The organism is Arthrobacter sp. B0316-1-20 (assembly GCF_059091865.1).
The window spans coordinates 94,609-108,975 of the sequence record NZ_JBNHHC010000019.1 but is presented as its reverse complement, the minus strand read 5'-3'; the positions used below and the strand labels follow the sequence as shown (position 1 = coordinate 108,975).

Below are 14,367 nucleotides of genomic sequence, written 5' to 3'. Positions count from 1 at the left end.
ATGTTTCTGGCCTCCTACCTGCTGGCCGCTCTGGCGGTCATTTTGGCTTGGCCGGCTCCCATCCTGCTCTCGCGGGCGCGCTGGACTGCCCGCAGCCCGGAGACGGCGCTGGTGCTGTGGCAGGCCATCGCCTTGGCCGGCGGGTTGTCCATGATCGGCGCCATGCTGACGTGGGGGTTGGAACCGCTGGGGGAAAACCTATTGCAGGGCCTTCGTGGCCTGACCGGCCTGCTGCTGGACAACAGCCCTGATGCCGGACTGGACCTGATTCACGTCTTCGCCCTGAGCGCGGCCCTGCTGCTGACGGTCCATTTAGTCTTCACTCTGCTGCTGACCTACTACAAAATCCGCAAACAGCGCGGCCGGCACCGCGACCTGCTCAACTTGCTCAGTTCCCCGTCCGAAGACTCCCCGCGGACCCTGGTGATCAACCATCCGGCACCGGTCGCCTACTGCCTGCCAGGCGGCGGCGGTTCAGTCACGGTGCTCTCGAACGGACTGCTTGAGTTGCTCTCCCCCGACGAACTGCAGGCCGTGATGACGCACGAAAAGGCACATCTGGACCAACGCCACGACCTGCTTTTGTGGGCCTTCGCCGCCTGGCGGTCAGCCCTGCCGTGGCTCCCCACGTCGAAGCTGGCCAGGACGGCCGTGAACGAACTCACCGAGATGCTCGCGGACGACCACGCGTTGAAGACCTCGGACCGTGAGACGCTCGTCCGGGCGATCGCCGTCGTCGCCGCGGGCGAGCGGCCGGAGGCGGGGGCAGCGGTTGTTGCCCCCGGCGTCGGCGACCCTGCCAAGGCATTGCTCGGCGCGGCAGAAACGGAAACCTTTGTCACGGCGCACCGGCTGCGGCGGCTGCTCTCCCCCGTTCCGGCTCTCGGCCGCGCCGCGCAATCGGCGGTGCTGCTGGGGTCGGCACTGTTGCTGGCGGTGCCGACCGTGCTGCTGGTAGCGCCGGGTCTGGCGTCTTAGGCGTCGATCCGTTCACGGTCCAGCATCGAGGCTCCGGCCACGATGAACTCCTTGCGCGGCGCCACATCCGATCCCATCAACAGGTCGAAGGCCCGTTCGGCCGCTTCAGCGTCCTCGATCCGCACCCGGCGCAACGTGCGGTGCCTCGGTTCCATGGTGGTTTCGGCCAATTGGTCGGCGTCCATCTCGCCCAGCCCCTTGTAGCGCTGGATCGGCTCCTTGTACTTCCTGCCGTCCTGTTCGAGGGTGGCAAGCAGCTTGTGCAGCTCATTCTCCGAATAGGTGTATACCACTTCGTTGGGCTTGGAACCGGCGTTGATGATCTCCACCCGGTGCAGCGGTGGCACCGCGGCGTAGACCCGGCCGGCGTCCACCAAAGGCCGCATGTAGCGGAAGAACAGTGTCAACAGCAGCGTGCGGATGTGCGCGCCGTCGACGTCGGCGTCGGTCATCAGGACGACCTTGCCGTAGCGGGCGGCGTCCAATTGGAAACTGCGGCCTGACCCGGCCCCCACCACCTGAATGATCGCGGCACATTCGGCGTTGGACAGCATGTCGCCCACCGAGGCCTTCTGCACGTTCAGGATCTTGCCGCGGATCGGCAGCAGCGCCTGATGGTCGGAAGAACGAGCCAGCCGGGCGGTGCCCAGGGCACTGTCGCCCTCGACGATGAACAGCTCGGACCGATCGACCTCGTTGGTGCGGCAGTCGATCAGCTTTGCCGGCATGGTGGAGGTCTCCAGCGCATTCTTCCGCCGCTGCGTCTCCTTGTGGACGCGGGCCGAGATGCGGGATTTCATCTCACTGACGACCTTCTCCAGCAGCAGCGCGGCCTGCGCCTTGTCCCCGCGGTTCGATGAGCCCAGCTTCGCTGCCAGCTCCTTCTCCACCACGCGCGACACGATGGCCCGTACCGCTGAGGTGCCGAGGATCTCCTTGGTCTGGCCTTCGAACTGCGGCTCGGCCAGGCGGACGGTGAGCACGGCGGTCAGGCCCGCGAAGACGTCGTCCTTCTCGATCTTGTCGTTGCCCGCCTTGAGCTTGCGGGCGTTGGCTTCAATCACCTTGCGGAAGGTCTTCAGCAGCGCCTGTTCGAAACCGCTCTGGTGTGTGCCGCCCTTGGGCGTGGCGATGATGTTCACGAACGAACGCACCGTGGTGTCGTAGCCGATGCCCCAGCGCAGGGCCACGTCTACCTCGCAGTCGCGGTCGACCTCGGTAATTTTGCTGTGGCCGTTTTCGTCCAGCACCGGAACAGTTTCCTTGAACTTGCCCGAACCGTGGAAGCGCCAGACGTCGGTGACGGCGCTATCGTTGGTTAGGTAGTCGACGAACTCGGCGATGCCGCCGTCGTGGTGGAACACCTCTTCGAACGGACCGTCTTCGCCAGGGGTGCCGGGCAACCTGCGCTCGTCGCGCAGCGTGATCTTCAGGCCGGGAACCAGGAAGGAGGTCTGTCGGGCCCTGTTCTGCAGTTCTTCATAGGAAAACTTGGCGTCCGGGGTGAAGATCTGCCGGTCTCCCCAGTAGCGGATGCGCGTGCCGGTCACGCCGCGCTTGGCGGTACCCACCACCTCCAGCTTGGAGCCGGTGACAAACGGCTCGAACGCGGACTCCGGGCTCGGTCCCTTGGCCGGGTCAATGAATCTGCCGGGCTCACCCCGCCGGAAGGACATGCCGTAGGTCTTGCCGCCGCGGTCCACCTGGACGTCCAGCCGGGAGGACAGCGCGTTGACCACGCTGGCGCCCACGCCGTGCAGGCCGCCGGAGGCGGTGTAGGAGCCGCCGCCGAACTTGCCGCCGGCGTGCAGCTTGGTGAACACCACTTCAACGCCGCTCAAACCGGTCTTCGGCTCGACGTCGACCGGGATGCCACGGCCGTCGTCGTGGATTTCCACCGACCCATCCGGGTGCAGGGTGATCTTGATGCTCTGCCCGTAGCCTGCCAGGGCCTCGTCCACCGAGTTGTCGATGATTTCCCACAGGCAGTGCATCAAACCGCGGGAGTCGGTTGAACCGATGTACATGCCCGGCCGTTTGCGGACGGCTTCCAGCCCTTCCAGGACGGAAAGATGGCGTGCTGTGTACTCAGACTTCGTTGGCGCCACGTGTACAGGTGCTCCTTGGCAAGACAGAACTGCGGTTCCTGGCCGCGGCCCGCCGTGAATAACGGACCGTTACTAGGCTAATCCCCTTTGCGGACGCGCTTGTGCACCGCGCCGAACCGTGCGGCCGCATGTGACGCAGCTCCCTGCTGTTACCCACATGTGATACGCGGTGAGCGAAAGTGACCTAAAGGTGCGAAGTTTTGCGAGGCCCGGATGGTTGTATGGATAGACGCACTCGTAAGGAGGTCATCATGACAACAGCAGTAGCCCCCCGTGAACTGACCGCAATGGACCGTTGCGACCGGTGTGGTGCCCAAGCCTATGTACGGGTGGTCCTGGCCTCCTCCGGCGGCGAGCTCCTCTTCTGCGGGCACCATGCCCGGCAGCACGAGCCGCAGCTTCGCTCGAAAGCCTCGGAGTGGCAGGACGAGACCGGCCGGCTGACCGAAAAGGCCGGCGCCAGCGCCGAATAAGCCCTGCCGGAAGAGCTGCCAGCGCAGCCTCACCGCGCGGCATGGCAGGTAGCCACGTTTGAAGGGCGCCGTTTCCCCGCCGGGGGAACGGCGCCCTTCGCTGTGTCCGGTCGCTGTGTCCGGCGGTCGAGGCCGCTGCCCGCGACCGCCTCGCGGCTTGTGCTGCTGCTACATCGCAGATGGGTTAACGGCAGCAGGGCCGGTCCCCCTTTCGGGAAGCCGGCCCTGCTGCTGACGTTGGGATCAGTCCAGGTAGTCGCGGAGGACCTGCGACCGCGACGGGTGCCGCAGCTTGGACATGGTCTTCGATTCGATCTGGCGGATGCGCTCACGCGTGACGCCGTAGACCTTGCCGATTTCGTCTAAAGTCTTCGGCTGACCGTCGGTGAGGCCGAAGCGCATGGCCACCACGCCGGCTTCGCGCTCGGACAGCGTATCCAGCACGGAGTGGAGCTGCTCCTGGAGCAAGGTGAAGCTGACCGCGTCGGCGGGAACCACAGCTTCGGAGTCTTCGATCAGGTCGCCGAACTCCGAGTCGCCGTCCTCACCCAGCGGCGTGTGCAGCGAGATCGGCTCGCGGCCGTACTTCTGGACCTCGACGACCTTTTCGGGGGTCATGTCCAGTTCCTTTGCCAGCTCTTCGGGCGTAGGCTCGCGGCCCAAGTCCTGGAGCATTTGGCGCTGCACGCGGGCCAACTTGTTGATGACTTCCACCATGTGCACCGGGATGCGGATGGTGCGGGCCTGGTCGGCCATCGCGCGGGTGATGGCCTGCCGGATCCACCACGTTGCATAGGTGGAGAACTTGAAGCCCTTGGTGTAGTCGAACTTCTCGACCGCGCGAATGAGACCCAGGTTGCCTTCCTGGATCAGATCCAGGAACAGCATGCCGCGGCCGGTGTAGCGCTTGGCCAGCGAAACCACCAAGCGGAGGTTGGCTTCGAGCAGGTGGTTCTTGGCTCGCTTGCCGTCGTGGACAATCTGCTCCAGGTCGCGGCGCAAACGCGTTTCCATGGTGCCGTCGTCCTTGGCCAGCTTCTCTTCGGCGAAGAGACCGGCCTCGATCCGCAGCGCGAGGTCCACTTCCTGCTCTGCATTGAGCAGGGCGACCTTGCCGATCTGCTTCAGGTAGTCCTTGACGGGGTCCGCGGTGGCACCGGCGGAGACTACTTGCTGGGCCGGGGCGTCGTCGTCGTCAGCGTCGGAGTAAACGAAGCCGGAACCGGTTTCGCCTTCCTTGCCCTTCTTGCCGCCGGCTTCCTCGGTCGCTTCGACATCCTCGTCCGCGGGTTCCGGCTCGACGTCCGGATCTTCGTCGACTTCTTCCGTGGCCGGCTCGGCAGTGTTCGCATCCTTCTTGGCGGCAGCACCCGGCTTTCGGCCGCGCCGCTTGGGAGCGGCTTCTGCCGCTGCCGCTGACTGGGCGCCGGTGCGCTTGGCAGTCGCGGACTTCTTCGGAGCGGAGGCAGCAGTCTCCTCGTCGGGAGCTGCAACAGTCTTCTTGTCCGGTGACACAGAGAACCTTTCGTACGGCGGTCTGTGACGCTACCTGCGGGCAACACCACTATGACCCTGTCAAGTCCGTGTTTGATTTCAAACCATGTCACGGGCGCAGGGTCTGCATGGCATAACCTGCTCCGCGGCTGCGGTATTCCCCGAAGGAAGTACCGCTGTTTGAAACACGAACCCAACCGGGTCTCGGTTCCCATTGTCTCACGATTCAGGCTGCCGGAAGAACCGGATTTGACGCCGCTGGCGTGCCGGCTAAGCGGTCAAATGCCTGTGGCCGGGCCAAGCCGTCTCGCGCCGGCGTGCCCACATCGGCAGCATTCCGCTGCCCGCGAGTTCCCGGACCAGCTCGGCGAGCCGGTATCCGGGCTGTTCGCCCAGGCACGCCTCGGCGCGCTGATAGGCATGCGAGCCGCGGCCCCGCGCCCATTCAATCCAGGCGTGCAGCGTACCGGCAGCGGCGCGAGAGCGGCCGGCACCCACCGTGTGCAGTTGTGCCAGCAGGTGCGCGGTGGCATCCACACGCTCCCAGTCCGGAGCCTGGGGCGAATCACCGACCAGGATTTTCGACCAGTTCCGGGCTGCCCCAGGATCGTCGGTCTTCGGCAGCGGCTCACAGTCCGCCGCCGCATCCGCTCGGGGATCCGGCTCGCGGAGCAGGCCTGCCGCACCCGCCCAGAGGTAAGCGGTCTCCAGTCCGTTGCACGCGAAGATGGCGATGGCGTCCCGAACCGCGTTTTCAGTCAGGCTTGCGAGCAGGAAGGCTTGCGCAGGGGCGGTCAATGTTTTCGCCTGGTTGGCAGCCAAGCAATGCTCCCACCGGCGGAGTGTATAGAAGAAGAAAGACGGATGCGTCCAGCTTCCGGCAAGGCCATCGGCCAGTTGCTCTGCCTCCCGCTGGATGACCGGCGGAAGGGATTCCGGGGATGATGAGGCACCTGATGCCGTTTCTCCGTCATCTTGAACGAACCCGACTGCTGCGTGTTCTCCGCGGGAAGTTGGCGCCGGTGCAGGACCGGCCGCGGCGGCCGCCGCCGACGCGGCATACATACTGCCGCTGTAGACAAGTTCCGCGTTCAAAGCGCTGTCCCGGATCTGCGACACCGGACGCCCGGGCAGCGGGCAGCAGGAGGTGTCGCTGCAGTAGAGCTCCCGCCAATGCTCGGTGCCGACCGTCCAACCGCTGCGGACCGGCAGCCCAACAGCACCTAAGGAACGGCCGAGGGCGGCAACAAGTTCGGCATGTGGCTGCCGGTCCGGTGTGCGCCACGCGTGGTCGGTGTAGAGGATGAGCAGCGAGGAGTCGGCGCCCTCGTCGGAGCGCAGGTAGTCGGCTGCGGTATCGGCGAACAACTCCAGATGGCACGTGTCCCCGCTTCCGGGAAGGTCCAGGCGCAGGGTCGCACCGAGGCGGCCGCCGGAGAGGGACAACAGCACCACGCTGTCGGAAGGCAAGAAGCCGAGTGTGTGCGGCACGAAGCCCAGGACGTCGACGGGCTGGCGGGCCGTGAACTTCTTCTTCTCCATGGCAGGAGCTTGCCGCCCCAGCGGCCGCGGCGGCTAGGCAACGGATCGCTCCTGTGGACAAGCACGCCGCAGAAGGCCGTGTGGAGGGAAGGTTGTCAGCCGCGCCGGCTGCCGCCGCTCTCCCGGCGTTCCTGAATCCGCTCGCGCCGCCTGCGCCGCTCCCTTGCCAGCGCATCGCGCAGCGGCGGCACAGTGATACCGCCGTGGGACATCCGCGTGCGCACCCGCTTGCGCACGGTCAAAATCGCCAGCGTGCCGCCGATCAGGAAGACGAATTGGAGGCTGAAGGCCAGCTTGAACGAGTCCAGCGCATACAACTCGCCCTGCGAAAAGCCGCTGGCCAGCAACGCGTCCAGCACAACGCCCATGCCGAACATCACCAGCAACGCGGAGATGAAACCCCCGACGTTCACGATGCCGGTTGCCGTACCGGCCCGGCTGAGCGGATTGAACGTCCGCGCAAAATCGAAGCCGATCATGGACCCCGGGCCTCCGATCGATACCGCCATCACGAGCAGCAGAAGCAGCCAGAACGGCGCAGGGCCGGGATAGAGCAGCACACACAGCCAGGCTGCCGACATTGTTCCAATGATCAACAGGACCATCGTGGATCGTCTCAATGGATGCCGGCCCACCCAGCCGCCCAGCAACGGACCTGCAACGAAGGATGTCAGCACCGCTGCCGTCATCAGCACTGATGCTGCGGCCGGCGTAAGGCCTTGGGCGGAGATGAGGAACGGGTAGCCCCACATCAGCATGAACACGTTGGCGGGGAACTGGACCGTGAAATGAGTCCACAGCCCCAGTCTGGTGCCCGGTTCCCGCCAGGCATCGGCCAGCGATGCCCCGGTCTGGCGCAGCGTCGGCGGCAACGGCTTCTTCTGTTGACCCGGCTCGTTGCGGACCACGGCGAGCGCCAGCACGAAGGCAATTGCGGACAGCGCGGCAACGGAGAGGAACGCCGACGCCCAACCCGCAAGATTCAAGACCGCCACGAAGGGGATGACGCTGAGCAGTTGGCCGATCTGGCCCAGCTGGCCCGTCAGCTGGGTCAGCAGCGGAATGCGCTTTGCGCTAAACCAGCTGGGCAACAGCCTCAGCACGGACACAAAGGTCATGGCATCGCCGGCCCCCACCAGGATGCGGCCCACCAGCCCTTCCGGAACGGACGATGCAAAGGCCAGTGCGGTTTGCCCGCCGAGCATCAGCAGGGCGCCCCCGGCCACCATCACCCGCGGACCGTATTTGTCCACCATGAGGCCAACGGGGATCTGCAGTCCCGCGTACACCACCAGTTGGACCACGGTGAAGGTCGACAGAGCGGCGGCAGTGGCGTCGAAGCGCTCAGTGGCCTGCAGGCCGGCTACACCGAAAGAGGTGCGCTGGGTGATCGCGACCAGATAGGCGAAGATTCCGCTGCCCCACACCCACCATGCACGCCGCGAATCCATGCCTCCAATATTGCCCGCTGCCCGCGGCGCAGGACTAATCGGAGGGTCCGGGCTTGGCGGTAGGCCCCTTGCCTCCGTCGCTGTCGACCGCGGGTTGCGTGGCGAGGAACGCTTCTACCGCGGCGCCGAGTTCGTCGGCGTCTGGAAGCTCTTCGTTGTCCTTGACCAGCAGGGACCGTCGCTCTTCGTGCCCGGCGTATTCGTCGTAGCGCTCTTCGAGGTGGCCGACGACGCGCTGGACCTCGGCGGAGTCCTGTACCTGCCGGTCAATCTGCCCCTCGATGTCGCGCCCGTTCTCGCGCAGGCGGTCGGTCGGGAGCATCAGCGAGGTAGCGGCGCCAATGTACTCCAAGGCGGCGACGGCGGCAGGCGGGTACTGGGCGTCGGCCAGGTAGTGCGGCACATGGATGGAATAGCCGACGACGTCCCGACCGGCCTCGGCCAGTCGCACTTCCAGCAGCGGGCCGATGCCCGCCTGCAATTCCGCCTGCGGCTTCCACGTGGTCATGCCGTTGATGAGATCCTGCCGCGAGCCGTGGACCGTGACGCCAATCGGCCGGGTGTGCGGCACCGGCATCGGCAACGACTGGACCCATGCGACCAAACGCGTCTGGAGCCGGTTCGCCAACCAGACGACCGCACCGGAGAAACGGTCCCACTGGTAGTCGGGTTCCGGACCGGTCAACAGCAGGAACGGCGTGCCGAGCCCATCGACCAGCCGGTAGAGCTCGATGGCGGGTGCTTCGTAGTCAGTGAAGTGATCCCCCGCGAACCTGATTTTGGGCCGCCTGCTGCGGTAGTCCACCAGCTGGTCGGCGTCGAAGGCAGCAACCAGCTGGGCATCGAGCTCATCGAGCAATTCGTCGCCGATCTGCTCCACCACGTGACCTGCTTCGGCTGCTCCGGTGAACCCCATGATGAGGTCAAGCCCGCGCAGCGCGGGTGAATCGAACAACTCAGCGTTGGTCGACATCAGCGACCGTGGATCCAACAATGTTCCCTCCTCCTCCGGCATCATCTTCCCTGCCGTGCGTGGCCCTCTGTCATGTCAGCGCCCGGACACGCGGAAAAATTCCGCGGCTGCGGACCCGCGGCAGGGCGTGCGAAACAGCGCATCCGGGCGGGAGAGACTACGATCGACAGGTGCAGGCCCTGGTTCCGGCGAATGCCTGTTCGGGTTTTTTCTGCTGGAACCACTGTAAACACAACGGTATGCAACCGGTGAGCGACGGCCACACCCGTTCCGCGCTGGCCGGCTGAAGGAGAAGTTAGGACAGATCTGCGTGATCCCCACGACCGAGCTGAAGCTCAGCGCCATTGCCAAGGATGTCAAAAAAGCTAAGTCCGATGCCCTCGTCATCGCGGTCGGGCAGGGCAGCGACGGCCCGATCCTGCTGGAGAATCCGTTGTCAGCCAAGTCCGCCCAGGCCCTCGCGGATGCCCTGCCGCTGCTCGGCGTCACCGGCGCGGCCGACGAAGTCCACCGGCTGCCGGGCCTGCCGGAATCCGGCACCGACGTGCTGGTGTTGGCCGGCGTCGGGAAGCTGCTGCCCGGCAACGCTGTGACCATCGAGACCCTGCGCCGTGCCGCCGGCTCGGCGGTGCGCCAATTGGCCGGGGTCCAGTCCGTGGCCTTGGGCTTGCCGGCGGCAACAGTGGCCGAAGCCGCGGCTGTGGCCGAAGGCGCGGCGCTCGGCGCCTATGCCTTCACTGAACACCGCAGCCGCGAAAACGGTGGCCGCAGCCCGGTCGCCGAGGCCACGGTGCTCACGCCCGTTGCCGGCGACAAACAACTGGCCAAGGCCCTTAAACGGGCCTCCGTGCTGGGCCGCGCGGTCAATGCGACGCGCTCCCTGGTCAATCAGCCGCCGAGCCACCTCTATCCTGCGTCGTTCGCCGAGGCAGCAGCACAGATGGCCAAGGGCCTGCCGGTCAAAGTCACCGTTTTGGACGAGGACAAGCTGGAGAAGGACGGCTACGGCGGCCTGACCGGCGTCGGCAAGGGATCGACCCGGCCGCCGCGGTTGGTCAAGGTGGAATATGCCCCGGTCCGGGCCAAGGCGAAACTCGCCTTCGTCGGCAAGGGCATCACCTTCGACTCCGGCGGCCTGTCGCTCAAGCCGGCCGCCGGCATGATGACCATGAAGTGCGACATGGCGGGTGCCGCCGTCGTTCTGAACGCTGTTTTAGCCATCGCCGAGTTGGGCTTGCCGGTGAAGGCCACCGCGTGGCTCTGCCTGGCGGAAAACATGCCCTCCGGCACCGCGTCCCGCCCCTCCGACGTATTAACCATGTATGGCGGCAAGACGGTGGAAGTGCTCAACACCGACGCCGAAGGCCGGTTGGTGATGGCGGACGGGCTGGCCGCGGCCAGCGAGGAACATCCGGATGTGTTGCTGGACGTCGCCACCTTGACCGGCGCGCAGATGGTTGCGCTGGGAAGCCGGGTGGGCGCCGTCATGGGCGAAGAACCGGTGCGCGATGCCGTGAAGGCTGCCGCGGATCGGGCGGGGGAACTGTTCTGGCCAATGCCGCTGCCGGAGGAACTGCGCTCCGGCCTGGATTCCCAGGTGGCAGACCTGTCCAATATGGGCGACAAGTACGGCGGCATGCTGACCGCCGCGATCTTCCTGCGTGAGTTCGTGGGCGAAACCGCCGGCGTGCGCATCCCCTGGGCGCACTTGGATATCGCCGGCCCGGCCTTCAACGAAGGGTCGCCGCATGGCTACACCCCGAAGGAGGGCACCGGCGTCGCAGTCCGCACCCTGGTGGCCTACGCCGAGGATGTGGTTGCCCGCAGCGCCTAAGGCACGTATGCCTGCCCACCTTCCGGCGTGAGTCCGCCCACAATCCGCCCACTTGGTGCTGTCACCGAGTAGATGATGGTATGCGGGACCGCTAAGGTGAAACCCAAACCAACTTCGATCTCAACCCCAATCAACTCATTGACGTGTCACCACACGTTGCGAACACGCGAGGGAGCGTTCACGTGGCCGATTCGGCAACAGCGCAAGAATTCGACATCCTGGTCCTCGGCGCCGGCAGCGGCGGTTATGCCGCGGCCCTGCGCGCCGTACAGCTGGGATTCAGCGTCGGCCTGGTGGAGAAGGCCAAGCTCGGCGGCACCTGCCTGCACAACGGCTGCATCCCCACCAAGGCTCTGCTGCATTCGGCCGAGCTGGCCGACCACGCCAAGGACGCCTCGAAGTACGGCGTGAACCTGAGCATGGACTCGATCGACATGGCCGCCGTCAACGCTTACAAGGACGGCATCATTGCGGGCAAGTTCAAGGGCCTCACCGGCCTGATCAAGTCGAAGGGCATCACCGTCATCGAGGGTGAAGGCAAGCTCGTCGGCACGGACACCGTTGAGGTCGACGGCACCGCCTACAAGGGCAAGAACATCGTCCTGGCCACCGGCTCCTACTCGAAGACGCTCCCCGGCCTCGAAATCGGCGGCAAGGTCATCACTTCCGACCACGCCCTGCAGATGGACACCCTGCCCAAGAGCGCGGTGATCCTCGGCGGCGGCGTGATCGGCGTCGAGTTCGCCTCCGTCTGGAAGTCGTTCGGTGTGGACGTCACCATCGTCGAGGGCCTGCCCTCGCTGGTCCCGAACGAGGACCCGGCCATCATCAAGCAGCTGGAGCGTGCGTTCAAGAAGCGCGGCATCAAGTTCAACACCGGGGTGTTCTTCGACAAGGTGGAGCAGAATGACGACGGCGTCGTGGTCACCCTGGCGGACGGCAAGACGTTCGAGGCCGACCTGCTGCTGGTTGCAGTAGGCCGCGGGCCGAGCACTGCCGGACTGGGCTTCGAGGAAGCCGGCGTCACCGTTGACCGCGGCTTCGTGATCACCAACGAGCGCCTGCACACCGGCGTCGGCAACATCTACGCCGTCGGCGACATCGTGCCGGGCGTCCAGTTGGCCCACCGCGGATTCCAGCAGGGCATCTTCGTGGCGGAGGAAATCGCCGGCAACAAGCCGGCCGTGATCGAGGACATCAACGTCCCGAAGGTCACCTACTGCGATCCGGAGATCGCCTCCGTCGGCCTGAACCAGCCGCAGGCCGAAGAGAAGTATGGCAAGGACAACGTGGAGACGGTCGAGTACAACCTGGCCGGCAACGGCAAGAGCTCCATCCTGGGCACCAGCGGCATCATCAAGATGGTCCGCGAGAAGGACGGCCCCATCGTGGGCATGCACATGATCGGCGGCCGCATCGGCGAGCAGATCGGCGAAGCGCAGCTGATCGTCAGCTGGGAAGCCTACCCGGAGGATGTTGCAGCACTCCTCCACGCGCACCCGACCCAGAACGAGGCGCTCGGCGAAGCCGCCATGGCCCTGGCCGGCCGTCCGCTGCACGGATAACAAGCTTCCCCCTAGTGCACCCGCCCTCACCGGGCGGGTGCACTAGGCTCAAAAGTAAGACTCGATGTACCGGCCAGGCCGGAAAATAGACTCAAAGGAGAACGGGGACGACATGTCTGAAACCGTGAACTTGCCCGCCCTCGGTGAAAGCGTCACCGAAGGCACTGTGACCCGCTGGCTGAAGCAAGTCGGCGACCGGGTGGAAGTCGACGAACCGCTGCTCGAGGTTTCCACCGACAAGGTCGACACGGAAATCCCCTCTCCCGTGGCCGGTGTGGTTGAAGAGATTCTGGTGGCTGAGGACGAGACCGCCGACGTCGGAGCCCCGCTGGTGCGCATTGGCGACGGTTCCGATTCCGGCCAGGCTGCCGCAGAGGCTCCCGCCGAGGAAGCCCCGGCAGAAGAGCCGCAGCAGGAGGCCGCTGCACAGGAAGCACCGCAGCAGGAAGAGGCCCAGCAGGAAGCCCCGGCCGAGGAGGCTCCGGCCGCCGGGTCCGGCGAAGGCACCGAAGTCACCCTTCCGGCCCTGGGCGAAAGCGTCACCGAAGGCACCGTCACCCGCTGGCTGAAGCAGGTCGGCGACACGGTCGAGGTCGATGAGCCGCTGCTCGAGGTCTCCACCGACAAGGTCGACACCGAAATCCCGTCCCCCGTCGCCGGCACGGTCCAGGAAATCAAGGTCGCCGAGGACGAGACCGCCGAGGTCGGTTCCGTCCTGGCCATCATTGGCACCGGTGCCGGTCCCGCCAAGGCGGAGCCGAAGGAAGCCGAGCCGGTGGCCGCCGCGCCGGCCCAGGACCGCGAGGCCCCGGTCCAGGAGCCCGCCAAGGCCGAACAGCCCGCCGCGGAAGCGCCGAAGGCCGAAGCGCCCAAGGCCGAGACGCCTGCTGCAGAAGCACCGAAGGCGGCGCCTGCCCCAGCCGATGCGTCCGCAGCTTCCGACTCCGGCTATGTCACTCCGCTGGTCCGCAAACTGGCCAACCAGCACAAGGTGGACCTGTCCACTGTCAAGGGCACCGGCGTGGGCGGACGCATCCGCAAGCAGGACGTACTGGAAGCAGCCGAATCCGCGAAGACGGCGGCTCCGTCAGCCCCGGCAGCCACCGCAGGAGCTCCCGCCCAGGCAGCAGCCTCAACCAAGCGCGGAACGGTGGAGAAGGCTCCGCGGATCCGCCAGGTCATTGCCCGCCGGATGCGCGAGTCTCTCGACGCTTCCACGCAGCTCACCCAGGTCCACGAGATCGACATGACCAAGGTGGCCAAGCTCCGCGAACGCGCCAAAAAGTCGTTCCAGGAACAGAACGGCGTCAAGCTGACCTTCCTGCCCTTCATCGCCAAGGCTGTGGCGGAGGCACTCAAGCAACATCCGAAGCTGAACGCAGAATACGACGAGGAAAAGCAGGAGATCACCTACCACAACGCCGAGCACCTGGCGATTGCGGTGGATACCGACAAGGGCCTGCTGGTACCGGTCATCAATGACGCAGGCAACCTCAACCTTGCCGGTCTGGCGGGGAAGATCGCCGACCTGGCGGCCCGCACCCGGAGCAACAAGATCGGCCCGGACGAGCTCTCCGGCGGCACGTTCTCCATCACCAACATCGGCAGCGTCGGGGCCCTGTTCGACACCCCGATCATCAACCAGCCGCAGGTGGGTATCCTCGGGACCGGCAGCATCGTCAAGCGGCCGATGGTGGTTCAGGATGAGAACGGCGACGACTCGATCGCGATCCGCTCGATGATGTACCTCTCGTTGACCTACGACCACCGTTTGGTCGACGGCGCGGATGCCGGGCGTTTCCTGCAGACGCTGCGGGCACGTCTGGAAGCCGGGCAGTTCGAGGCAGACCTGGGCCTCTAACCCGGCCGTTCCGCACGACGCATGAATCGGCGGCGGGCTGCGTTCACTCTTGGACGCAGCCCGCCGCTGTTTTCGTCTCCCTTCGGCG

The 14,367-nt window shown here is 65.9% G+C and carries 10 protein-coding genes; 5 read left to right on the top strand and 5 right to left on the bottom strand.

All coding sequences use genetic code 11. From position 1 onward, the window contains the following. Nucleotides 1-978: a M56 family metallopeptidase gene (locus tag AC5RW2_RS26415; protein WP_493950193.1), complete on the top strand. Its 978-nt coding sequence runs from the start codon at nucleotides 1-3 to the stop codon at nucleotides 976-978. Here AC5RW2_RS26415 and AC5RW2_RS26410 read toward each other — a convergent pair. After that, nucleotides 975-3,086, bottom strand: coding sequence for a DNA gyrase/topoisomerase IV subunit B (locus AC5RW2_RS26410; protein WP_493961813.1), 2,112 nt, complete (start codon nucleotides 3,084-3,086; stop codon nucleotides 975-977). The genes AC5RW2_RS26415 and AC5RW2_RS26410 overlap by 4 nt on opposite strands. 251 nt (nucleotides 3,087-3,337) lie before the next feature. On the opposite strand from AC5RW2_RS26410, the gene AC5RW2_RS26405 reads away from it, so the two are divergent. Further along, nucleotides 3,338-3,559 carry a DUF7455 domain-containing protein gene (locus tag AC5RW2_RS26405; RefSeq protein ID WP_136785104.1) on the top strand — a complete coding sequence of 74 codons (222 nt, stop codon included), beginning with the start codon at nucleotides 3,338-3,340 and terminating at the stop codon, nucleotides 3,557-3,559. Between the two features lie 243 nt (nucleotides 3,560-3,802). Here AC5RW2_RS26405 and AC5RW2_RS26400 read toward each other — a convergent pair whose 3' ends face one another. The 4 genes from AC5RW2_RS26400 to AC5RW2_RS26385 form a co-directional block, all read right to left on the bottom strand. Then, the gene (locus tag AC5RW2_RS26400) at nucleotides 3,803-5,074 is read right to left on the bottom strand and encodes an RNA polymerase sigma factor (protein ID WP_493950191.1); all 1,272 of its coding nucleotides are present in this window, start codon (nucleotides 5,072-5,074) and stop codon (nucleotides 3,803-3,805) included. Between the two features lie 249 nt (nucleotides 5,075-5,323). Further along, nucleotides 5,324-6,595: a DUF4192 domain-containing protein gene (locus AC5RW2_RS26395; protein WP_493961812.1), complete on the bottom strand. Its 1,272-nt coding sequence runs from the start codon at nucleotides 6,593-6,595 to the stop codon at nucleotides 5,324-5,326. A gap of 95 nt (nucleotides 6,596-6,690) precedes the next feature. Continuing rightward, nucleotides 6,691-8,046, bottom strand: a complete 1,356-nt coding sequence (locus AC5RW2_RS26390; RefSeq protein ID WP_493961811.1) for an MFS transporter — start codon at nucleotides 8,044-8,046, stop codon at nucleotides 6,691-6,693. 34 nt (nucleotides 8,047-8,080) lie between these two features. Beyond that, complete coding sequence (locus AC5RW2_RS26385; RefSeq protein WP_493961810.1) at nucleotides 8,081-9,064, bottom strand: proteasome assembly chaperone family protein; 984 nt, start codon at nucleotides 9,062-9,064, stop codon at nucleotides 8,081-8,083. Between the two features lie 265 nt (nucleotides 9,065-9,329). Here AC5RW2_RS26385 and AC5RW2_RS26380 point away from each other — a divergent pair, with 265 nt between their 5' ends. From AC5RW2_RS26380 to sucB, 3 genes are all read left to right on the top strand, one after another. Beyond that, nucleotides 9,330-10,853: a leucyl aminopeptidase gene (locus tag AC5RW2_RS26380; protein WP_493961809.1), complete on the top strand. Its 1,524-nt coding sequence runs from the start codon at nucleotides 9,330-9,332 to the stop codon at nucleotides 10,851-10,853. Nucleotides 10,854-11,035: 182 nt separating this feature from the next. Beyond that, a complete protein-coding gene (gene lpdA, locus AC5RW2_RS26375; protein WP_493950186.1) occupies nucleotides 11,036-12,418 on the top strand; it encodes a dihydrolipoyl dehydrogenase in 1,383 nt (460 codons plus the stop codon). Between the two features lie 112 nt (nucleotides 12,419-12,530). Beyond that, nucleotides 12,531-14,279, top strand: a complete 1,749-nt coding sequence (gene sucB / locus AC5RW2_RS26370; RefSeq protein WP_493961808.1) for a 2-oxoglutarate dehydrogenase, E2 component, dihydrolipoamide succinyltransferase — start codon at nucleotides 12,531-12,533, stop codon at nucleotides 14,277-14,279. The last annotated feature ends 88 nt before the right edge of the window (nucleotides 14,280-14,367 follow it).